Source organism: Stenotrophomonas sp. 14P6.2.3, from assembly GCF_057799055.1.
On sequence record NZ_JBYOLA010000001.1, the window covers coordinates 101,001 to 122,744 of the forward strand.

Below are 21,744 nucleotides of genomic sequence, written 5' to 3' on the forward strand. Positions count from 1 at the left end.
CATGGACCGTCTGCTTTCCCGAATGTTGCTGCTGCTGGCTGCGCTGATCGCGCTGCCCGCCGCCGCGGCCGATGCCAACTGGTGGCAGGCCGAATGGAAGTACCGCAAGCCGATCACCGTCGACGCCGGCCCACAGGGCGCAGGGTTGGCCGGTAATCCCGGACGTACCCCGCTGCTGCTGCGCCTGCATACCGGCAATTTCGGTTTTGATGGCACCCAGGACAGTGGCAACGACCTGCGCTTCGTTTCAGCTGACGGGCGCACCGTGCTGGCCCATCAGATCGAGCAGTTCGACCCGAACCTGGGCCTGGCCCTGGTCTGGGTGGACGTTCCGGCGCTGACTGCCACCGCGCCGCAGACGATCTGGATGTACTACGGCAACGCGAAGGCACCGGCCAGCGGCAATGGCCAGCAGGTGTTCGATCCGGACTACACGCTGGTCTACCACTTTGCCGAAGCCAATGCGCCGGCGCGTGATACCACGGCCTACGGCAACACGGCCGGTGCGGTGGTGCCTGCGGCGGAAAGCACGGTGATCGGGCGTGGCGTGCAGCTGGGCGCGGGTCCGCTGCCGCTGCCGGCCAGCGCTTCGCTGGCACAGGAAGCGGGCGCGCCGCTCACCGTTTCTGCCTGGATCAAACCGGGCGCGCAGACCACCGCGCAGGCGATCTACGCCCGGCGCGATGGCACCGCCGAGCTGGTGGTGGGCATCGACAACCGCGTGCCTTTCGTGCAGCTCAATGGTCAGCGCAGCACGCCGGCACAACCGATCCCGGAAGGACAGTGGGCGCATCTCGCGCTTACCGCCGAGAAGGGGTCGCTGCAGCTGTATCTGAACGGTCGCGTGGTGGCCCAGCTCAGTGGTGAATTGCCGGCACTGACCACCGCTGCGGTGGTGGGTGCCGATGCACCGGGTGCGACGCAGCCGCTGGCCAACTTCGATGGTGCGCTGGATGAACTGCGGATCTCACGCGTGGCGCGCCCGGCGGCGCTGCTGCTGGCCGATGCCACCGCGCAGGGAGCCGATTCGCGCCTGATCAGCTACGGTGCTGACGAGCAATCGGCCGGACAGAGCCACTTCGCCTTCATCCTCAAGGCGATGCCGTTCGACGCCTGGGTGGTGGTGGCCATCCTCGGCCTGATGATGCTGTTGTCATGGGCGATCATGATCGCCAAGAGCCGTCATTTCGGCCGCACCAGCAAGGCCAATGCAGTGTTCACCGAGAGCTTCAGCAAGCTCTCCGGCGTGCCGCTGCGCACCTTGTCCGAGATGGACCGGCAGGGCAAGGTGCCGACGGCGATGCACGACGGCTCGCTGTGGCGCATCTACCAGGTGGCCATCGATGAAATGCAGCAGCGCCATCAGCGCGACGGCAACTCCGGCTATCTGAGCGCGGCCACCATCGCCGCCATCCGCGCGTCGATGGACGCGGTGATGGTGCGCGAACAGGAGGCGATGGCGCGGCGCATGAACTGGCTGTCGACCACCATCGAGGGTGCACCGTATGTGGGTCTGTTCGGTACCGTGATCGGCATCATGCTGGTGTTCGTGGTGGCGGCGATGGCCGGTGCGGTGGACATCAATTCGGTGGCCCCGGGCATGGCGGCAGCGCTGCTGTGCACGGCCGCCGGCCTGGGCGTCGCGATTCCGGCACTGTTCGGCTACAACTGGCTGGGTGCACGCGCCGAAGCCATCGGCGCCGACATGGCGGTGTTCGTCGACGAGTTCGCCGCCCGCCTGGCCGAAGAGCAGGACGGGCGCGGCCCGGCCGCGGTCCAGGGCTGAGGGACCGGCCATGGCCTACAAGGCGAAGTTCGGCATCAAGAAACGTGAGAAGGGCATCAACGTGACGCCCTTCGTCGACGTGCTGCTGGTGGTGCTGGTGATCTTCATCCTGACCAGCAACGCCTCCATTCCCGGCATCGAGGTCAACCTGCCGAAGGCCAGCAACAGCACCGCACTTGAGAAGCCCAAGACCAAGGCGATCACCATCGACCCCAGCGGCCAGGTATTCCTGGATGCCTACCCGGTGACGATGGCCGAGCTGGAGGACCGCCTGCGTACCGAACGCGCGACGTCGCCGGATTTCCCGGTGATCGTGCGCGGTGATGCGCAGGTGCAGTACGCGCGCGTGGTCGAGGTGCTGGATCTGCTGCGGCGGCTGGAGCTGGCCCAGGTCGGTCTGGTCACCGGCAAGGCGCAGGGCTGAGGCATGGCCGGCCATCGACCACCCCTGCAGGAGCCTGGTACGCGCGGACGCCAGTTGCTGGTGACGATCGCGCTGGTGCTGGCGGTGCTGCTGGTACTGGGTGTTGCCCTGTGGTGGCTGCTGTTCAAGGACACCGCCAGCACCCGCCGGCCGGTGGTGCAGCCGCCGATGCTGGCGTTGCCACCACCGCCGCCGCCGCCACCACCGCCGGAAAAACCGCCCGAGCCGGAGACGCCGCCGGAAGAGACCGTGCCTGAGCCGGAGCCGCTGGACCAGCCAACGCCGGCCGAAGAGCCGACGCCGACGCCGGACAACGCCGACCCGGTAACCATGGACGCCGATGCGCAGGCCGGCGGAGACAGCTTCGGCATCCAGTCGGGCAGCGGCGGTGGCTCGTCCGGTGTCGGCCGTGGCGGTGCCGGCAATGCCAGCTACGGCCGCTACCTGGGCTATCTGATGCAACAGGCGATCTCGCGCGATGCGCGGGTCAAGCGCCTGGCCTTCCAGCTGCAGGTGAATGTGTGGCTGGCGCCGGATGGCCGGCTGGAGAAGGTCGAGCTGGTGCGTGGCAGCGGCAACGAGGAGGCCGACGTGGCCGTGCTCGATGCGCTGCGGCAGATCGGCAAAGTCGACCAGATGCCACCGGCGTCGCTGGATTTCCCCGCGCGCGTGCTGATCCAGGGGCGCCGCCCCGGCGCTTGACCGATGACCTCCGTGATTTCCCTTCTTTCGATGAGAACCGTGATGAACGACCACGACCGCGCTCGAACCGCATCCCGCCGCCCGCGGCCGGCCCGACGGGCGCTGCTGTGCTGCGCCGTATTGCTAAGCCTGGCCGTGCCGGCCAGCGCAATGGCTGCCGAAACCACCATGGTCAAGCTGATCAAGGGGCTGATCGCCAGTGGCGCGCTCAAGCCCGAAGACGGCCAGGCCCTGCTGGTCCAGGCCGAGGCCGAGGCGGCGGCCGCGCAAGGCGGCACTGCGGGCAGCGCAGCCAGCAGCGGCGGCGTGGCGCTGGAAGCAGGCGACGTGCGTGTGCCGTACGTGCCGCAGAGCGTGCGTGATGGCATCCGCGATGAAGTACGCCAGGACGTGATGGCGCAGGCCAAAGCCGAGGGCTGGGCCGCGCCGAACGAAGTGGCCGAGTGGACCAAGCGCATCAAGGTGACCGGTGACATGCGCGTGCGCAGTGAGTCGCGCTTCTACTCCGAACGCAACAGCGACATCGAAACCAACTGGGCCTCGGTGAATGCGGGCAGCGGTTTCGATACCAACAACAACACCAACCTGCAGCTGCCGCCGCTGCTCAACACCCGCCAGGACCGCCGCAACCTGTGGCGCATCCGTGCACGGCTGGGCATCGAAGCGATGATCGGCGATCACACCACCGCAGGCGTGCGCCTGGCCAGCGGCAGCAGCAACGGGCCGGTGTCCACCACCGAACAGCTTGGCGGCGGCCTGGGCAAGAAGGATGTGTGGCTGGACCAGGCATGGCTGGCCTACAGCCCGGCCGACTGGGTGACGGTGCGCGGCGGACGCTTCGGCAATCCGTTCTGGACCAGCGACACGCTGTTCTCCAACGACCTGAACTTCGATGGCCTGGCGGCCAATCTCAGGTACGACATCGCTGACGACGTCGGCCTGTTCGGCAAACTGGCGGTGGTGCCGTTGGAGTACACCTCCGACAGCGCTCCCAGCCAGAGCCGGGTGAAGACGCCCAACGAGAACAAGTGGCTGTCCGGTGCACAGGTGGGGGTGAACTGGCGCTTCAACGATGACAACAGCCTGCGTGGAGCGCTGGGCTACTACGATTTCAAGAACATCAGCGGCCGCCTGTCGTCGCCGTGCGCGCTGTATGCAGGCGCGGTCGGGTGCGATACCGACTGGTCGCGGCCGGCGTTCATGCAGAAGGGCAACACCCTGATGCTCATCCGCGACATCGCCCGCAATCCGCTGGATCCGGCCAACACGCCCACACCGCAGTACGTGGGCCTGGCCTCGGCATTCCGCCTGGCGACCTTCAACCTGCGCTGGGATACACAGCTTGCGCAGGACATCGGCATGCGCCTGGACGCGGACTACATCCGCAACCTGGCCTATGACAAGCAGGCCATGTTCGCCCGGGCCAACAACGGCATCGTCAACAACTACGGCGCCGGTGGCAGTGCCAGCATCGACACCTTCCGCAGCGGCGACACCGCCTGGATGCTGCAGGCGACTTTCGGCGCCACCGAGCTGAAGGAGAAGGGCCAGTGGCAGGCCCTGCTGGGCTACAAGCGGATCGAGGCCGATGCGCTGCCTGATGCTTACAACGATCCGAACTTCCACCTCGGCGGTACCAATGCGCGCGGCTACTACGTCGGCGGCGCCTATGCGCTGGATGCGCGCAGCTGGATCAGCGGCAAGTGGATGGCGGCCAAGGAAGTGTCGGGTCCACCGTTGTCGATCGACGTGTTCCAGCTGGAGTTCAATACCGGTTTCTGATCGGACAGCGTGATCGCAGTCACGGACATGTGTGGCGGGGGCGCGGCGACGCGCCCGTCTAAGGAAGGAAGACCACGCGTTGCACAAAGGAGGAGTGGATGAGCCGTCGCAAGCTGTTCGAGAGTTCCGAGCCCGCCGCACACACACTGGGCATCGGGCCGGCCTATGTCTCGGTGGAGGGGTTGCGCCAGCACCTGGCCGAATTCCTGCTGTATGCAGGGCGCCCGGTCGTCATCATGCGCGGGCGAAGCGAGGTCGGCTATTTCCTGCCGGCACGCTGCTGGCGCCAGCGTGAGGATGATCCGCTGGCTGCCGCTGCCGCCGATCAACTGCTGGATGCCGCCGGCTTCCAGGCCGAGGACATCCAGCAGGTCGAACAGGAGTTCAACGCCATGCGCCAGCGCACCGTGCTGCACTCCCGGCGTTGAAGGGTCAGTAGATCCACGCCATGCGTGGATGCACTTATGCTGCCGCCCCGCGCTCGCTGGTGATCCGTGCACCCTCGCGCATCACCAGCGTCACCGGGGTCTTTTCCACCACCTCCAGCAGGCGCTGCCACTGCGCATCATTCAGCTCGGCGGTGGCATGCAGCACGCGGTGCACGTGGAAACGCCCATCCACATCGCGTTCGGAACGCAGCTCGGCGTGGAACTCGCCCAGCTCCCAGCCCTTGCGCTGGGCGTACATGCGCAGGGTGATGGCGGTACACGCGGCCAGCGAGGCCAGGTACAGGTCGAACGGCGCAAAGCCCTTTCCCTGGCCACCGAGCGAGGCGGGCTCATCGGCCGCGACATCGAAATGGCCGTTGCTGATGTGGTGCAGGTAGTTGTCGGCGGTCGAAACAATGCGTGCGTAGGCCATGGGAATCCCCGGTTGTAGCGCCGGGCCATGCCCGGCTGCAGGAAAAGGCGGCGCCAGCCGGAGCCGGAGCCGCCACGGAATCATTCCGTACGATCGTACGAGAACTGGATGCCGGCCGTACCACCGGTTTCGATGAAAAGATTCATGAAGGCCGGCACCGTCTCCGCCCGTACCCAGTCGCGCTGCAGTTCGCAGAACAGCTGCGTCACGCTGATCAACTGGCCACCGGCCTGTTCGATGCGGCGCAGCGCGGCGTCATGCGCGGCCAGCGAGGTGCCGCCCACCGCATCCACCACCACGTAGACTTCATAGCCTTCCTTCAGCGCATCCAGGGCGGGGAAGGTGAGGCAGGCTTCTGTCCACAGCGCGGTCATGATCAGTTTCCTGCGGCCGGTCGCTGCCACCGCCTTGCGGAACTCGACGTCTTCCCAGGAATTGATGGTGGTGCGGTCGTAGGTCGGGTGGTCGCCCAGCACCTTGCGCAGCTGCGGGATCGGTGGCTTGTTCAGGCCGGTCTGCACGTTCACGGTCGAATGCACGATCGGCAGGCCGTAGGCGACTGCCGCCTTGGCGGTGCCGACAATGTTGTTGACCAGCAGCTGGCGGTCCATCGAGGCGATGGAGTTCACCTGTACCGGCTGGTAGTCGATGATGATGAAGGCGGAATTCTGCGGCGTCAGCAGGTGGTCGCTGACGGGGTCACGGATCGGTTCACTGGCCATGAGGGTGTCCTGGTCGGGGTTGGCTTGCGGTGGAGCCGGCGGTGTGCCGGCAGGCGGGAATTGCCGTGGATGCAGTGGGCTCAGCTACGCTGCGAATCCAGCGGCTCGTGGTTCTTCTGCACGTCCTGCGCCTTCTGGTAGCTCTCGATCAGTAGCTGGTAGTTGGGGAAGATCTGCGTGTAGATCGCCGCCCACTGCTGGGCGTCCTCGCGGTTCCAGGTGCGCTGGATTTCCGAGGCAACCGCAGCGGTATCCATCGGCACCACGCCGGCCTGCACCACGCGCGCCAGCGTGATTTCCTCGGCCATCTTCGAATAGGTGCCGGAAGCATCGACCACCGCGAACACCTGGTAGCCGTCGGCGACGGCGGCAATCGAGGGGAAGGCCATGCATACGCTGGTGATGGTGCCGGCGATGATCAGCTGTTTGCGGCCGGTGGCCTTCACCGCGGCGACGAACTCGGGGTTGTCCCACGCATTGATCTCGCCACGGCGTGCCACGTACTGCGCATGCGGTGCGGCGTCATGGATCTCCGGGATCAGCGGACCGTTCGGTCCCTGCGGTACCGACGCGGTGGTGATCACCGGCATCTTCGCCAGCGTGGCCATCTTCGCCAGGGCGGTGGCGTGCGCGCGCACGGAGGTGAACGGCATGTCACCGATGGTCTGGAACAGGCCACTCTGGTGGTCGATCAGCAGCATCGCGGCGTTGTCCGGGTCGATCACCGGGCGGGCGCCGTTGAAGTTGGCGGGGGTACTCATGGTCAATCTCCTGGGGAGGGGGCGAAGGCCCGGAAGGCGGCGGGCGGTTGCCCGCCGCAATGCAGTGGATCAGTGCGCGATCTGGCCGAAGCGGCCGCCGTTGAAGTCGTTGACGGCCTGGCGGATCTCGGCCTGGGTGTTCATCACGAACGGCCCATAGCCCACCACCGGCTCATCGATCGGTTCGCCGCTGAGCAGCAGCACCGTGGCGTCGCTGTCGGCATCGACGAACACGTCTTCGCCGCTGCGGTCGAAGGTCACCAGCTGTGCTTCGCCGACTGCCTGGCCGCCGTTGATCCGCACCGTTCCCTTCAACACCACCAGCGCCAGGGTGCGGCCATCGGCCACCGGCAGCTCGGCGTGCTGGCCCTGCAGCAGGCGGATGTCCCACACGTCCATGGGGGTATGGGTACGTGCCGGTCCAGCATGGCCATCGAATGCCCCGGCGATGACGCGTACGCGGCCGGCACCGTCAGGCAAGGCCACCGAAGGAATCTGCGCATCGAGCAGGGTCTGGTAACCCGGTGCACCCATCTTGTCCTTGGCCGGCAGGTTCACCCACAGCTGCACCATGTCCAGTGTGCCGCCGCGCTTGCTGAATTCCGGCGTGTGGAATTCCTCATGGAGGATGCCGGAGGCAGCGGTCATCCACTGCACGTCACCCGGGCCGATGGTGCCGCCGGCGCCGGTCGAGTCGCGATGGGCGACTTCGCCTTCGTAGACGATGGTGACGGTCTCGAAGCCGCGGTGCGGATGCTGGCCGACCCCGCGCGGGGTTTCGCTGGGCGGGAAGCTGTACGGCCCGGCGTAGTCCAGCAGCAGGAACGGGCTCAGGTGCTGGCCATGGGTGTTGTAGGAGAACATCGAACGGGCGGGGAAGCCGTCGCCCACCCAGTGCGGGCGGGGGGCGCTGTAGGTACCGGTGACACGCTTCATGGCGATCTCCTGACCGGGGCAACCGGTCGCTGTTTTTCGTTGCGGAGACGATATCGCCGTGACAATGGGCCCGGTAGTCGGCAGAATTTGCCGTCATAGTCCTATTCCGTGAACGATGAAGGCCCGGCAAGGGCCGCAGGAGATCGTCCCGTGTTCATCGCCGACATCCGCCGCTGCGACCTCAACGACCTGTTCTATTTCGCCATGGTGGTCGAGCACGGCGGCTTCTCGCAGGCAGGGCGCGCACTGGCCATGCCCAAGTCCAAGCTCAGCCGCCGCATCGCCCTGCTGGAGGAACGGCTGGGTGTGCGCCTGATTCAACGTTCCACCCGCCGCTTTTCGGTCACCGAGATCGGCCAGGACTACTACCGGCATTGCAAGGCGATGCTGGTGGAAGCCGAGGCGGCCGAGGAGGCCATCGCGCTGTCACGCGCCGAGCCGCGGGGCACCCTGCGGCTGGCTTGTCCGATCGCACTGCTGCACGCGCGCATTGGCGGCATGCTGGCCGACTTCCTGGCCCTGCATCCACAGGTGACCCTGCAGCTGGATGCCACCAACCGGCGCGTGGACGTGGTGGGCGAGGGCGTGGACGTGGCCATCCGCGTGCGCCCGCCACCGCTGGAGGACAGCGACCTGGTGGTGCGCGTGCTGGCCCGTCGCATCTGGTGTACCGCTGCCAGCCCGGCCCTGCTCAAGCAGATGGGTACGCCGAAAGTGCCTGCCGATCTGGCGATGATGCCCACCGTGGACCTGGCGTCTCCCGCCCAGCTGCATGCCTGGGAGTACGCCGGGCCAGAGGAGGTGACGGCCAGCGTGCACCACCGTCCGCGACTGGTCAGTGATGACATGATCGCCCTGCGCAGTGCGGCGGTGGCCGGTGTCGGCGTGCTGATGCTGCCGCGGATGATGATCACCGACGAACTGGCCAGCGGCGCGCTGGTGCCGATCCTGCCGCAGTGGCAGCCCAGGCACGGCATCGTGCATGCCGTGTTCCCCTCGCGGCGCGGCCTGCTGCCGGCGGTGCGCGCGTTGATCGACTACCTGGCCGAGCGCTTCGATGCGCTGCAGGAACCGTAGATGCACGCCCTGCGTGGATGGGGCGCGTGACCATCCATGGGCCGGCCTTGCTCGGTTGGAGCAGTTCTTCATCCACGCATGGCGTGGATCTACTGGCCTACGGCGCGGCACCCTCCGGCACGTACACCATGCGGCCATCGGGCAACCGGTAGGTGACGCCCGCTTTCACGCCACCGCCTTCGCCGATCTCGCCCGTGGATTCGTAACGGGTCAGCTCCTCGCCCTGCTTGACCGTGATGCGCATGTCGGCCTGGCCGGGATTCTCGATCACGGTCACGTTCTGGCTGGCGAACGGATTGAGCGGGTTGCGCACGATCACGATCATCAGGATGCCGGCCACGACCAGGAACAGGTCGATCAGGTTGACCACCGACAGGATCGGATCATCGGCGTCGTCGTCATCGAGGAAGCGCATCAGCGCACCTCCTGCAGGCGCTCGAACTGGCGCAGTTCCTGCAGCAGCCAGCGGCGGCGCACGGTCAGCACCAGGAACGTCAGGCTGGCCGCGACCAGGGCCAGGATGACCGACGAGAAGGCGACCACCATGTTCTCGCCCACGCCCTGTGCATCGCTGCGGGTCAGCGCCAGCAGCGCCGGGCCCATCGGGATCATGGTTGCGACCAGGCCCAGCATCGGCGCGGTCCGCGACACGATGCGCAGACCCTCCAGCCGTTTCAGGATGCGCAGCTCAAGATCTTCACTGCTGCCGCCGTGGCGGGCCTGCCAGGCCAGCAGTTCGGGGCGGTAATGGCCGCGCCGCCGCTGCAGCGCTTCCCACAGGAACGCACCGAAGCTGAGGAAGGCATAGGCCAGTGCCAGCAGGATCAGCAGCAGTACCGGTGCCAGGAACAGATGGGACAGATCGTAGAGGGTGGATTCAAGGGCATTCATGCGTTGGCCGTGTTGGAAGGGGAGGGGGAGGGCGCCCGTCGCGCATTGCGCCAGGCCTGCAGGGCCGCGCCTGCGCCGAGCAGGCCAAGCAGCGCGACCAGGGCAAGCCACAGCGATGGGGTGTGCGGTGAGGGCGGCGGCACCTGCTGCATCACCCGTCCACGCACACTGGCCGCTGGCGTCGGCGCAGCATCGGCAGGCAAGGTCTCGATGGTGGCCGCCGCCGCAGTGACCGCTGCAGCAGGTGCCGGGCCACGTGCGAGTCCGTAGCCACTGGAGCTTGCTGGCGACGCGGCCGCAGCAGATGTCTGCAGCTGATTCAACCGCGCCTGAAGCTCGCTGCGGGTACGATCGTCGGCCTGCCAGTAGCCCCGCGCGATGGCTTCCTGCAGGCGCTCGATCATCTGCACCTGCGCATCGGCATTGTGGCTCTCGAACCAGCGCGCCATTCCCAGCTGGCGACTGTCGCGGACGAAGGTGTCATGCACGGCCTGCCACTGCTCGGCGCGCACCGTATCCGGCGCCGTTACCTGCCAGCCGAAAAGATTGTCAACGTTCTTCAGCACTTCCAGCGTGCCGGCATAGCCTTCGCCCTGCATGGCGCTGATCCACTGTGGGTTGAGTGTCTGCGCACGCAGCTCATCGGCAAGGAAGCGCGCGGCACTGCGCGTGCGCGGCGTCGGTTCGCGCAGGTCCGAGATGTAAAGGGACGGACTGGCACCGTCGAGGTGACGCACTGCCAAGGCCAGACCACCGAGGTATTCGAACGGATGGTCGGTACTGAGCAGGCCGTGGGTATTGGACGATCGTGACAGCACCGCCGCCTGCACCCCGCGCAGCTGTTCGGCGAACAGGTTGCTGCCGGGCAGGGTGGTGGCCTGGCCATCACTGCCATAGCCATGCTGCAGGCGATCGAGGAAGCCGGCAGCCAGTGCTGCATCGTCCTTTCCAGCAACGGTGCCGCGCTCCAATACGGCATGATTCAGGCCACTGCCATACGTGCCGGGCGCATTGCTGAAGATGCGCAGGCGCGACAGGGCGGCGGCTCGTTCAGCGGGCACACCGCGCTGCTGCAGGCGGTGTTGCATGTCCTGTGCGTGTCGCGCGATGGGGTTGCTGGCGGTGGCCGGCATCGCCGCAAGCTGTTCGATCGCCGCAGCCAGCATGCGCAGGAAGGGATCGAACTGGTCGCGGTAGACGCTGGTGGCCTGTATCACGACATCGATGCGTGGCCGTTTCATGTCGGCGTCCGCCACGATGTCCAGCGCCACCACCTTGCCGCCGCTGTCCCAGCGCGGGCGCAGGCCTAGGGCATGCAGCACCTGCGCTTCCAGCACGCCAAGATGGCGGATGGCCTCGCTGGACCACAGGCTGATGGCGAGCTTCTGCGGCAGCTGTCCGCCATGTTCATCGGCATAGGCCTGCAGTAGTTGCTGCAGCGCTGTCTCGCCGGTGTCGAAGGCAGCGCGGGTGGGAATACGGTCCGGTTCGAAGGCGAACAGGTTGCGGCCACTGCGCAGCTCCGGCGTGCGGATCGGGTCGCCGCCGGCACCGGGCAGCACGAAGCCACCGGCCAGGCCGTGCAGCAATCCCTCTGTTTCCTGCGGATCGGCCAACGATGCGTCCAGCTGCGCGGCGCGCTGCAGTTCGCGGCGCAGTTCCGTGTCGGCAACGCTGCCGATCGGCACGCCGTCGCGCAGGTGGCGCGCCAGCGTGCGATAGGCGATGCCCTGCTGGATCTGCCGGTAGTCCACGGCGCTGGCCTCCACCGCGTCCTCGCCAAGTGCCTGCAGATAGGCCGGGCCCAGCTGCTGCATCACCGTCAGCAGCCGGTGATCGGCCGACGCCGGTTGGCCAAAGGTGTGCAGGCCCAGGGGCAGGTTGCGCCGGGCCAGCTCATGCAGGTGGTCGTGCAGCAGCGGCAGGAAGCTGGCGAAGCGGGCCTGCATGTCCAGTGCGCTCCAGCCAAGGTCGGCAGCGATGCCGCTGTCGGTGGCCAGTGTGCGCAGGCGCGCGGCGGTGGCGTCGCGTACCGGGCCTTCATCCAGCTGCTGAAGTTCGTGCACCACGGCGTGCAGGTCACGCAGTTCGTCGTACAGGCCGGATGGGGCGAAGGCCGGTGTCTGGTGGCTGACCACCACCGCGCGGCCACGGCGCTTGGCCTGGATGGCCTCACCCACGTTGTCCTGGATGTACGGGTAGAAGACCGGCAGGTCGCCCACCGCCAGCCAGGGATAGTCGCCGGCCCACAGGCCACGGTCCTTGCCCGGCGTCCATTCCTGCGTTCCATGGGTACCGAAGTGGATCAGCGCATCGGCCTTCCACTGCGTACGCAGGTAAAGGTAGGCCGCCAGGTAGTAGTGGCTGGGCACCGAGGCCATATCGTGGGTGGCCTGGCCGACCTCGCCTGCACGTGGTGGCTGCGGCATCAGCAGCAGATTGCCCATGCGCAGGCGTGGCAGCACGAACACCGCCTTCCCCTGTATGCGGCGCACTGCTGGATGATCGGCCGGGTCGCCCCATTGGCGGCGCAGTTCGTCGCGGCGGTTGGCGGGCAGGGTAGCCAGCCAACGTGTGTAGTCGGCCACCGGCAGGGTGTCGGCCAGGCCCTGTGCCAACAGCGCGTCCAGGCGCTCGGGATGGTAGTAACCGCTGAGCAGCGCCTGCAGCCGGTCAATCAGGGTTCTTTCGTCGGCCGCGTCCACCGTATAGCCCGACTGTGCAAGGCGTGGCAGCAGCGCTTCGATGCTGCGCGGTACGTTCAGGTGTGAAGCCGACAGGTTCTTCTCGCCATCGGGCGCGTTCCAGAACAGCAGCGCCAGCCGTTTGTCGGCGGCCGCGGTATGCCGCAGCGCGGCCAACCGCTGCAGCTTTGCGGCCAGCGCATCCACCTGCTCGGCAATCGGCAGCAGTTCGCCGTGCGTGTTGGCCGAGACCACCATCGGATCGCTCGCTCCCCATGCCTCCGGCACCGCCACGAACGTGGCCAGCATCGACATCGGTACGCCGCTGGCGGCATCGCGCCAGGCATCGGCATCGCCCTGGCGGTAGTTCAGGGCCTGCAGCACAGGTACATCCAGCGCCGCGAACTCGGCGGCGCGTGCAGTACCGTTCTGCAGATGGGTCAGGTTGACCACGGCATCCACCGCGATCCCGCGCAGCGCGTGCTGCAGGGCATCGTCGGCGGCCGCATCGAACCACACCCCGAACAGCGCCACCTTGCGTGCACGGCCGGCCTCGATCAACGCGTCCAGTACTTCGGTCTGCATGGTGCCGACCATGCTGCTCGAGATCAGCACCGCCACCTTCGGCCACGCGGCTTGTCCCTCCTGCCGCCACTGCGCCTGCAGCGCTGCCGCGTCATCCAGCCACTGTCCGCCGCGGGTGCTGTAGCCGGTGGCCGGCATCACCTGTGGCGGCGGCACCGCGATCGCCTCCGCAGCGTCGTGCCAGCCACGCAGGTACTGCGTCAGATGCTGGCTGTTGGCTTCGCCACCGTTGCCGTAATAGCCGGCAATCTGACGGGCGACGTCGGCGGGCAGGCCATGGGAAACCGGCGCACCACCGCCCACGCGCAACCAGGGCACCGGGGCGTCGCGCAGTGCTGCGTCCACTGCCGAGGTGACCTGCTCGACGTCATTGGGGCGCGGCGTATCCAGCAGCACCAGATCGATACCGCGTGGCCAGTCCGCCGGCAGCGATGTTGCGGCGTCGACCACGCGGTGCTGGAAGCGCACGCCCTGCGGGCTGCCGAGTGCATCAAGCCGGGCGATCCTGCCCGGCAGTACGAAGCTGCTGCTGACCACCTCCACCCGCAGTGCAGGCGCTGCTGCCGCAGCGTGGGCCATTGGCGCGGCCACGCACAGCACCAGCGCCAGCCACCGTCGCCATCCGCGCATGCTCAGAAGCCCAGCTCGATGCCAGCGTGCACGTAGCGACCGGTTTCCGGGTACGGATACAGCGCGCCGGTCTCATCCAGCCGCTTGTTGGCCAGGTTGTCCACGCCCGCCAGCACGCTTACCGTGTCGGTGATGCGCCAGCGCGCATCCAGCGACCACAGCCAGTAGCCGGGCAGGGTGGTCTGCGCAGTTCCGGCAGCCTGCTGCTGTGGGCCGATGTATTCGCCACGCACGGCCGCCTGCAACGGGCCGCGCTGCCAGTTCAGGGCGGTGGCGCCGCTGCGGCGGGGCCGCTCCAGCAGCCATCGGTCAGTCTGGCGGTCGCGCGGGTCCAGCCAGCTCCAGTTCGCTTCGGCGGTCAGGTGCTCGCTGATCGGCGCCGTAGCTGCCAGCTCGACGCCACGGATCCGCGCACGCGCCACGTTGGTGTAGTTGCGCAGCTCGCGGCCACGCACGCCGCAGGCGCGCACGCAGGTGGTCTGGATCAGATCCTTGAGGTCGTTCTGGAACGCGGTGGCCTGCAGCGACCAGCGGTCACGCTGCCACGCCGCCGACAGTTCGGCGCTGCTGTTCTGTTCCGGCTTCAGCTGTGGATTGCCGACAATGGTGAAGCGCCCACCACCGCCCACCGCCGAGTACTCGGGCGACAGCTGTTTCAGGCTGGGCGCCTTGAATCCGCTGCCGATACCTCCCTTGATCGTGAATGCTTCATTGGCATGCCACACCGCGTATGCGCGCGGGCTGTGGTGCCAGCCGAATTCCGGATGGCGATCGCTGCGGTTGCCAACGACCAGCGACAGGCTGTCGTTGAGCTGGATCTCGTCCTGTACGAACACAGCGGTCTGGTCGGCCTGCAGATGGCCACTGCGCGCGCCCGAGGCGTCGTCCAGTTCCTGGCGCCGCCATTCGCCACCCACGCTGACGCGGTGGTGTGTGCCGAGGGAGACGGTTGCACGTGCATCGACAATCTGGTCGGTCAGCTGCTGCGGGCGGGTCGCCTCACCGCGATCGCGGCGGTTGTCCCGGTCCAGCTGTGCACGATAGGCGCTGACCCGGGTCTGGCCCCAGGCCCAGTCGCCCTGGTGCGACAGTGTCGTCTGCCGACGCTGGATGTCATCCACGGTTTCATACACGTACGGTGCGGTGCCGGCCTGCAGCGCATGGCGGCGGCGTTGTTCGCTGCCCTGCAGGTGCGACAGATCGATGCGCTGGCGCGCGTCCGGGGTCCACGTGAGCACCGCGCGGCCGGTGTTGGCGCGGCGGGCTTCCTGCTCGTCCAAGCGCTCGTCGGTGGGGTCGCGTGTGGCGTCCTTCTGCCGGTGCTCGGCGAACACACTCAGGCCCAGCACGCCGGGCAACAGTGCGCCGCCTGCGTAGAGGCCAGCCTGGGTGCTGTTGCCGCCGCGATCGCCAGCCACCACGCCGCCGTTGTAGATCAGGTTGCCCTGCCAGTCATCGGTGGCGCGACGGCTGATGACATTGACCACGCCGCCCAGCGCCTCCGAACCGTACAGCGATGACATCGGCCCGCGCACCACTTCGATGCGTTCGATCGCCGCGGCCGGCAGCCAGCCCAGGTCGAAATCGGAATGGGCGATCGCGTCGGCCGAGGCGCTCACGCGCTGGCCATCCAGCAGCACCAGGGTGTAGCCCGGGTCCATGCCGCGGATGCGGATGCCGCGTCGGCCGAAGCCGACCCCGGCCACGGTCACGCCCGGGCTGCCACGCAGGGCATCGGCCAGGTCCAGCACCGGCCGCAGCTGGATCTGCTCGCGGGTGATCACGCTGATCGAGGCCGGCGCATCGCTGGCCAGGCGGTCGGTGGCGGTGGCCGTCACCACCACCGGGTCCAGCTGAGAGGGTGTCGCAGCGGCCACGGCCAGCGGCGGCACCAAGGCGAGAAGCACGGCGCAGGACAGGCGGCCCGCATCGGGGAATCGGATCATGGGAAGGGGGCTTCAATAGTGACGATATAACATAACATCCTTTTCACGCGGCCTTCATAGGCCGAAGGTCCTGCCTGCCGTCATGGCCGGGGGTGCAGGATCGGCGGTTGCCGCCTACACTCCCGGTCCGGACCGTCGCCATCACGCCCATCATTCCCCGGTCCGGCCTTGGCACTTATGTCTCCCAATGCCCTGGCGCTGATCGAGCTGTTGATCCGCGAGCGCCGTGCGTTGTCCCGCTTCATTGCCCGCTACCTCGACCCGGCCAGTACCGAAGACACCCTGCAGAACCTTTATCTGAAGGCCAGCAGCGTGCCCGGCGACCCGCCGATCCTGGAACCGCGCGGGTATCTGTACCGCATGGCCTACCACCACGCGCTTAACCGCAGCCAGGCCGACGCGCGCGAACGGCGGGCGATGGCGGAGTACGCCAGCGACCTGGCCGATGCCAGCAATGATGGCGAGGCGCAGGTGTTGGACCAGGCCCAGCTGCGCGAGATCAGCCAGACCATCCTGGCGCTGCCGCCACAGGTGCGCGAGTGCTTCGTGCTCAACCGCTACCTGGGCCTGAGCGAGCGCGAGATCGCGGTGCGTCTGGGTATTTCCAAGAGCGTGGTGGGCAAGTACGTGCTGCGCGCAGCCCTGCTCATCCAGCAGCACCAGCGGGGAAGCCGCGCATGACCTGCATGTGCCGTGGGCAGATGCCGCTCACCGTTGTCTCAACTGTAAGGCGCACCCGTTGGTGGTGCCGCGGGCCACAATCATGACTACGTCCATACCCTCGCCGCGTCAGGCCAGGCAGGCGTTGCGCTGGGTGATACGGTGCAATGCGGGCCGGTTGCCGGAGCGCCAGCAACGCGCCCTGCAGCGCTGGCTGCAGGCCGATCCCCGGCATGCCGATGCCTGGCGCCAGCAGCAGGCCTTCTGGCAAGGCCTGGATGCCGCCGGCCCGGATGTCCTGGCGGCGCTCCCGGAACTGACCGCCGAACCCGCGCTGCGGCCGCTGCAGCCACGTCGTCGACTGACTTGGCTGCTGGCCAGTGCGGCGGTGCTGCTGCTTTCGGTGACGGTGGCGCCGCACGCGTGGCTGCTGGTCCGCAGCGATGTGCGCAGCGGCAACGCGCCGCGCACGGTGCAGCTGCAGGATGGCAGCACTGCCATATTGGATGCAGGCAGCGCGCTGGCGCTTGATTTCAGCGCCGGCCAGCGCCGCCTGCAGTTGCTGCGTGGCAGCGCCTGGTTCCAGGTCGCGCACGAAGCACGACCGTTCCGGGTGGAGGCCGGCGGTGGCGAGATCCGTGACATCGGCACGGCATTCAGCGTTGCGTTGCAGGATGCCGTGGTGACCACCGAGGTCAGCCAGGGCGAAGTGGAGATCAGGCCAGGTCATGTCGCTGCGCAGCGGCTGCAGGCCGGGCAGGCACGCGCGTTCCGTGATGGCCGCTGGCTGCAACCGCTGCAGCTGACCGATGTGGAGGCCATCGCACCGTGGCGGCGCAGCGAGATCGTCATTGATGATCTGCCTGCGCAACGGGCGATCGAGCGCCTTGCCCGCTATCGGCGTGCGCCGGTCTGGGTTCTGCGCGGGCAGGGCGCGCAGGTGGCGGTGAGCGGGTTGTTCCACCTGCAGCAGCCGGATGCGGCGATTGCCGCCGTGGCCCAGCAGGCCGGCCTGCGCAGCCAGCGCCTGCCGGGCGGCGCGTTGTTGTTGTGGTGATGTCGAGGGGTGGCGGGTGGGCCCATCCACGCATGGCGTGGATCTACTGCGTGATTCGGGTTCATCCACGCATGGCGTGGATCTACCAAGAGCCCGGGTAGATCCACGCCATGCGTGGATGATCTGCCGGTCAACAAAAAAACCGTGGGCAGATCCGGCCCCCCCCTTGTCTCTAGTGGTATAGCCAGAGCGAAACCGCGTTTCTTCTCAAGCCAACCGAGCCGCGTGCACCCGATGTGCGCACGGTACCGCCACCTTGAGGAGTCACCGTTCATGCCGTTCCCGGCATCCGCCCGTCATCGCCACGCCACCGTCCTCGCCCTGGCCATCGCCACGGCACTGGTTCCCTTCGCTTGGGCGCCGACCGCCCGCGCCCAGGCGGCTACTGCCTCCGTGCGCACGTATGCCATTCCCGAACAGGCCTTGGCCGACGCAGTGCGCAGCTTCGGCCGCCAGTCGCAGGTGCAGGTGGTCTTCCGCAGCGATCTGGTGGAAGGGCGGCGCTCGCGTGCAGTGCAGGGCCGATACAGCCCCACCGAAGCACTGGACCAGTTGCTGCAGGGCAGTGGCCTGCGCGCGCAGCAGGAGCTGGGCGGCACCTGGACCCTGCAGGCCGCCGCCGCTGACGGCGGGGTGGTGGTCACCGACACGCTGAAAGTGGGCGGGCGCCTGCAGGCCGACGGCGGCGAAACACGTGATCGTTGGGGATACGACGACGTGTTCGCGCTCGACCTGAGCACGGCCTATTCCGGGCGCGACCGCGTGGAGCGCTATCGCGGCGCCAACCCGGCCGATGTGGTCAAGGACCTGGTCGGCGTGTTCAGCGGCGACGCCCGCAACAGCGGCGCGCTGGACCTCAACATCCGCGGCATCCAGGGGCCGGGACGGGTGCCGGTCAGCATCGACGGTGGCGAGCAGGCGCTGACCGTATGGCGGGGCTACAACGGCGTCAGCAACCGCAACTACATCGATCCCAACCTGATTGGTGGCATCCAGGTCATCAAGGGGCCAGCGTTGGTGCGCGATGTACACAGCGGTATCGGCGGAGCGATGGTCATCAAGACCCTCGACGTCGACGACATCGTGCCGGCCGGCGAGCGCTTCGGCGGGGAGCTGAAGATCGAAGGCAGCAGCAATGCGGTGTCACCGCGCCTGCCACGGCTGCACACCGGCGAGGACTACCGCACGGTGGATGGCTTCCCGCAGCAGTCGCCGAACTCGCCCTATGCTGACCGCACCCTGGTGGTGCCGGTGAAATCGCGCAGCGGTGACAACCCGTTCGATGGCGATGACCAGGCCTGGCGGCTGGCGCTGGGCTGGCGCGGTGAGCGGGTGGACGTGATGGCGGCCTACGCGTGGCGCAAGCGCGGCAACTATTTCTCGGGTAGCAAGGGCAGTGCCTACTACGATCAGGACCCGCGCGAGCAGTACGAATACCAGGGCATCGATTACATCACCACGCTGGCGCGCTACTTCAAGCCGGGTGATGAAGTCCCCAACACGTCCAGCGAACAGGAGTCGTGGCTGCTGAAGGCCACCTGGCAGATCAGCGATGACCAGCAGCTCAAGGCCACCTGGCGGCACACGCTTTCGCACTACGGCGAGATCATGCCTTCGCGCATCCTGTCCGCGCCGGATTACGGGCGCATCCAGTGGCCGCTCAGCCGGGTCGATTCGGATGCCTGGAACCTGGAGTACCGCTGGCAGCCGGCCGGCAGCCGTTGGCTCGACCTGCGCGCCAACCTGTGGCGGACCGAAACCAACAGCGATACCTACACCGCCGGTGGTTTCCCCAACTTCGCCTCGGGCAACCCCGATTGGGACCCCAGCCGCAGCCCGATCCTGCGCAACACCGCACTGGCCAATGCCCGCAACGACCGTACCGGGTTGACCCTGAGCAACCGCTTCGGCCTGCATTCCACGCTTGACCTGACCGTGGGGGGCAACTGGCAGTATGAAAAACTGGGGTCGGGAGACCCGTACTTCGGCGTCAGTGATGGCTGGCGCATGTACCCGCGCGCGGGCCGTCGCCAGGAAGGCGAGGGCTACCTCACGCTGGAGTGGCGGCCGGTCGATTTCCTCACCCTCAATGCCGGCGTGCGCTACAGCCGCTACTGGGCCTTTGATGACTTCCTCGGCGAGCATCCTGAACTGTTGACCCGCGGGGTGGGCGGCAAGCAGGCAAGCTACCGGGTCAATGAGCTGCCGGAGCGCCCAGCCAGCGTGCAGGCGCAGGTGGATTCGCTCGAAGCCGAGCGCGCCTTCTGGGAGAGCATCGGCATGGGCTGGTTCGTCGACGATGCGATCCGTGGCCTGCTGCAGAGTTACCAGACGCCACAACCGGTGGAGCACACCATCGCCTGGCTGCCCGATGCCGACGGCAACTACTCCCGTGCCACCAATCCGTGCCTCAATGGCGAAGTGGCCGCCATCCCCGGCGCGCTGCCGCTGTTCCCCGGCAGCGACCAGGTCTGCAGCATCCGCAACACAGTGCAGTCGCGGCCGGTGGATGGACGCAATACCCGCCGTCGCGACCATGCCTGGCTGCCCACCTTCTCGGCAACGGTGAACCTGTCGCCGGCCGCGCGCATCTACCTGCGCTACAGCGAGGCGGTGCGCTTCCCGAGCATGTTCGAGAGCACCATTGCCTTCTCCAGCAGCCTCAATCCGCTGTACGCGCTCAAGCCCGAGCACGCCTACAACTACGAGCTGGGCTATGTACACAATCTGTCCGCGCTGTTCGGCGGCACCGCCGATGCCGACGTCAAGTTGGCCTACTACGTGCACAAGACGCGCGATGTGATCGAGCGCGACGCCTACTTCCTGTTCGACAACATCGACAAGCAGACCATCCGTGGCATCGAACTGCAGGCGCGCTTCGACAATCGACGCTTTTTCAGCGACCTGGGTATCGCGCGCACGCTGGAAAACGAGGTGTGCGACGAGAGCAGCGCGATGCTGCTCGACGCCAACCGCGGGCTGGTGCCGAACTGTGTACAGGACGGTTTCGTGGGCGGCTACCTGCTGACCCAGGCGATTCCCAAGCTGTCGGTGAATCTGTCACTGGGCACGCGCCTGTTCGATGAGCGGCTGGAACTGGGCAGCCGCATCGTGCACTACCGGCGTCACGACAACCCCGACCTGCAGGTCTACCGCGATCGTCTGCTGGCAGGTGGCAGTAGCCTGCTCTGGCAGAACGTGCCGTTCACCTGGGGAAACATCACCACCGTGGATGCCTATGCGCGCTGGCGCTTCAACGACCACGCCAGCGTTGAACTGGTCGGCAGCAATCTCGGCAACCGCTATTACGTCGACCCCGCCACGCGCTCCACGCTGCCGGCGCCGGGTCGCACCGTCAAGCTTGCGCTCACTGCGCGCTTCTGAGTTCCACCGTTGCAAGCGTTGTACCTGTAGTTCCCTCAATCCAAGGAGTTTTTCCATGAAAATGATCTCCCGTTCCCTGCTTGCCGTCGCCGCCAGCCTGGCCCTGGCCGGTGCCGCCCACGCTGCCGATATCGTCGGTGCGGCCAGCGCCGTCACCGATCCGCAGTTGAACGTCAACGTCGGCGAATCGCAGGTCAATGGTGGCCCGCACTCGGCAGGCAAGGCCGGTATTGGCGTCGGCACCGTCTCGGGTGGCACGCGTGTGGACTTCCAGGGCTTGAGCGCCTACTCGGCACCCACCGTCATCAACGGCACCACCGTGCGCACCCTCGCCATGCCGATCACCGGTACCCCGGGCAGCCACGCCGGCATGGGCCACTTCAACTTCGTCAAGGTCGGTAGCGGCGATGTCTGGTTCGGCGAATGGTCCAAGGATGGCGCGGCTGGCGGCTTCAACAACCGCCAGGTCTACTTCGCCGGTGACCGCGCGGGCACCACGCTGCCGGCAGGCGTGGCCACCTACGCCGTCGCAGGCCTCAACAAGTTCAACGGCAGCAACCTGCTCAGCGGCACCTTCCGCGCTGACTTCGGCACCGGCCGCCTCAACGGCGCGCTGGCCGGCTCGGGCCTGACCGTGGCCGTGGCTGCATCGATCAACAGCGCCAACGCGTCGTTCGCCGGTTCGGCTACGGCCAACGGTACGGTTGCCGGCACCAGCCAGGGCCAGTTCTTCGGCGCCAACGCCGCTACCCTGGCCGGCATCGCCACCTTCGCCGGCAACAGCCAGTACGACACCGCCTTCGGCGGCAGCAAGAACTGATCGCCACGCCCCTGACGGGGCAGGGCAGGGACAAGC

Annotated in this window: 18 protein-coding genes; 10 read left to right on the forward strand and 8 right to left on the reverse strand. The window is 67.3% G+C overall.

Annotated elements, in window-relative coordinates:
* The first annotated feature begins 1 nt into the window (after position 1).
* The 5 genes from AC27VL_RS00420 (at position 2) to AC27VL_RS00440 (ending at position 5,122) form a co-directional block, all read left to right on the forward strand.
* Positions 2-1,786 carry a DUF2341 domain-containing protein gene (locus AC27VL_RS00420; protein WP_488765238.1) on the forward strand — a complete coding sequence of 595 codons (1,785 nt, stop codon included), beginning with the start codon at positions 2-4 and terminating at the stop codon, positions 1,784-1,786.
* Positions 1,787-1,796: 10 nt separating this feature from the next.
* Entirely contained in the window at positions 1,797-2,210 is a 414-nt protein-coding gene (locus AC27VL_RS00425) for an ExbD/TolR family protein (RefSeq protein WP_089235818.1), read from the forward strand.
* A gap of 3 nt (positions 2,211-2,213) precedes the next feature.
* Positions 2,214-2,912, forward strand: coding sequence for a cell envelope integrity protein TolA (tolA, locus tag AC27VL_RS00430; protein ID WP_488765239.1), 699 nt, complete (start codon positions 2,214-2,216; stop codon positions 2,910-2,912).
* 42 nt (positions 2,913-2,954) lie between these two features.
* Entirely contained in the window at positions 2,955-4,694 is a 1,740-nt protein-coding gene (locus AC27VL_RS00435; protein ID WP_488765240.1) for a putative porin, read from the forward strand.
* A 98-nt stretch (positions 4,695-4,792) separates the two neighbouring features.
* Positions 4,793-5,122, forward strand: a complete 330-nt coding sequence (locus AC27VL_RS00440; RefSeq protein WP_100465565.1) for a hypothetical protein — start codon at positions 4,793-4,795, stop codon at positions 5,120-5,122.
* A 34-nt stretch (positions 5,123-5,156) separates the two neighbouring features.
* Here the strand turns inward: AC27VL_RS00440 and AC27VL_RS00445 are convergent, their stop codons facing one another.
* The 4 genes from AC27VL_RS00445 to AC27VL_RS00460 form a co-directional block, all read right to left on the reverse strand.
* Entirely contained in the window at positions 5,157-5,555 is a 399-nt protein-coding gene (locus AC27VL_RS00445) for an OsmC family protein (RefSeq protein WP_488765242.1), read from the reverse strand.
* Positions 5,556-5,635: 80 nt separating this feature from the next.
* The gene (locus AC27VL_RS00450; protein ID WP_089235814.1) at positions 5,636-6,277 is read right to left on the reverse strand and encodes a hydrolase; all 642 of its coding nucleotides are present in this window, start codon (positions 6,275-6,277) and stop codon (positions 5,636-5,638) included.
* Between the two features lie 80 nt (positions 6,278-6,357).
* Positions 6,358-7,038, reverse strand: a complete 681-nt coding sequence (locus tag AC27VL_RS00455) for a hydrolase (RefSeq protein ID WP_488765243.1) — start codon at positions 7,036-7,038, stop codon at positions 6,358-6,360.
* A 69-nt stretch (positions 7,039-7,107) separates the two neighbouring features.
* Positions 7,108-7,974: a pirin family protein gene (locus AC27VL_RS00460; RefSeq protein WP_488765244.1), complete on the reverse strand. Its 867-nt coding sequence runs from the start codon at positions 7,972-7,974 to the stop codon at positions 7,108-7,110.
* Positions 7,975-8,124: 150 nt separating this feature from the next.
* Here AC27VL_RS00460 and AC27VL_RS00465 point away from each other — a divergent pair, with 150 nt between their 5' ends.
* Positions 8,125-9,051, forward strand: coding sequence for a LysR family transcriptional regulator (locus AC27VL_RS00465; RefSeq protein WP_488765245.1), 927 nt, complete (start codon positions 8,125-8,127; stop codon positions 9,049-9,051).
* A 97-nt stretch (positions 9,052-9,148) separates the two neighbouring features.
* On the opposite strand, the gene AC27VL_RS00470 is transcribed toward AC27VL_RS00465, so the two are convergent.
* Genes AC27VL_RS00470 through AC27VL_RS00485 form a run of 4 tightly spaced genes read right to left on the reverse strand, consistent with a single transcriptional unit; the run spans position 9,149 to position 15,787 of the window.
* Positions 9,149-9,466 carry a DUF2149 domain-containing protein gene (locus tag AC27VL_RS00470; RefSeq protein WP_089235810.1) on the reverse strand — a complete coding sequence of 106 codons (318 nt, stop codon included), beginning with the start codon at positions 9,464-9,466 and terminating at the stop codon, positions 9,149-9,151.
* Positions 9,466-9,942 carry a MotA/TolQ/ExbB proton channel family protein gene (locus tag AC27VL_RS00475; protein WP_100465559.1) on the reverse strand — a complete coding sequence of 159 codons (477 nt, stop codon included), beginning with the start codon at positions 9,940-9,942 and terminating at the stop codon, positions 9,466-9,468. Before AC27VL_RS00475 ends, AC27VL_RS00470 begins: the two co-directional genes overlap by 1 nt.
* The gene (cobN, locus tag AC27VL_RS00480; protein ID WP_488765246.1) at positions 9,939-13,841 is read right to left on the reverse strand and encodes a cobaltochelatase subunit CobN; all 3,903 of its coding nucleotides are present in this window, start codon (positions 13,839-13,841) and stop codon (positions 9,939-9,941) included. Before cobN ends, AC27VL_RS00475 begins: the two co-directional genes overlap by 4 nt.
* Before the next feature lie 2 nt (positions 13,842-13,843).
* Positions 13,844-15,787: a TonB-dependent receptor domain-containing protein gene (locus AC27VL_RS00485; RefSeq protein WP_488765247.1), complete on the reverse strand. Its 1,944-nt coding sequence runs from the start codon at positions 15,785-15,787 to the stop codon at positions 13,844-13,846.
* A 177-nt stretch (positions 15,788-15,964) separates the two neighbouring features.
* On the opposite strand from AC27VL_RS00485, the gene AC27VL_RS00490 reads away from it, so the two are divergent.
* From AC27VL_RS00490 to AC27VL_RS00505, 4 genes are all read left to right on the forward strand, one after another.
* The gene (locus AC27VL_RS00490; RefSeq protein WP_100552654.1) at positions 15,965-16,468 is read left to right on the forward strand and encodes an RNA polymerase sigma factor; all 504 of its coding nucleotides are present in this window, start codon (positions 15,965-15,967) and stop codon (positions 16,466-16,468) included.
* 82 nt (positions 16,469-16,550) lie between these two features.
* Positions 16,551-17,504, forward strand: a complete 954-nt coding sequence (locus tag AC27VL_RS00495; RefSeq protein ID WP_191077967.1) for a FecR family protein — start codon at positions 16,551-16,553, stop codon at positions 17,502-17,504.
* Between the two features lie 273 nt (positions 17,505-17,777).
* Entirely contained in the window at positions 17,778-20,888 is a 3,111-nt protein-coding gene (locus AC27VL_RS00500; RefSeq protein ID WP_488765248.1) for a TonB-dependent receptor, read from the forward strand.
* Between the two features lie 55 nt (positions 20,889-20,943).
* Positions 20,944-21,708: a Slam-dependent surface lipoprotein gene (locus AC27VL_RS00505; protein WP_488765249.1), complete on the forward strand. Its 765-nt coding sequence runs from the start codon at positions 20,944-20,946 to the stop codon at positions 21,706-21,708.
* The last annotated feature ends 36 nt before the right edge of the window (positions 21,709-21,744 follow it).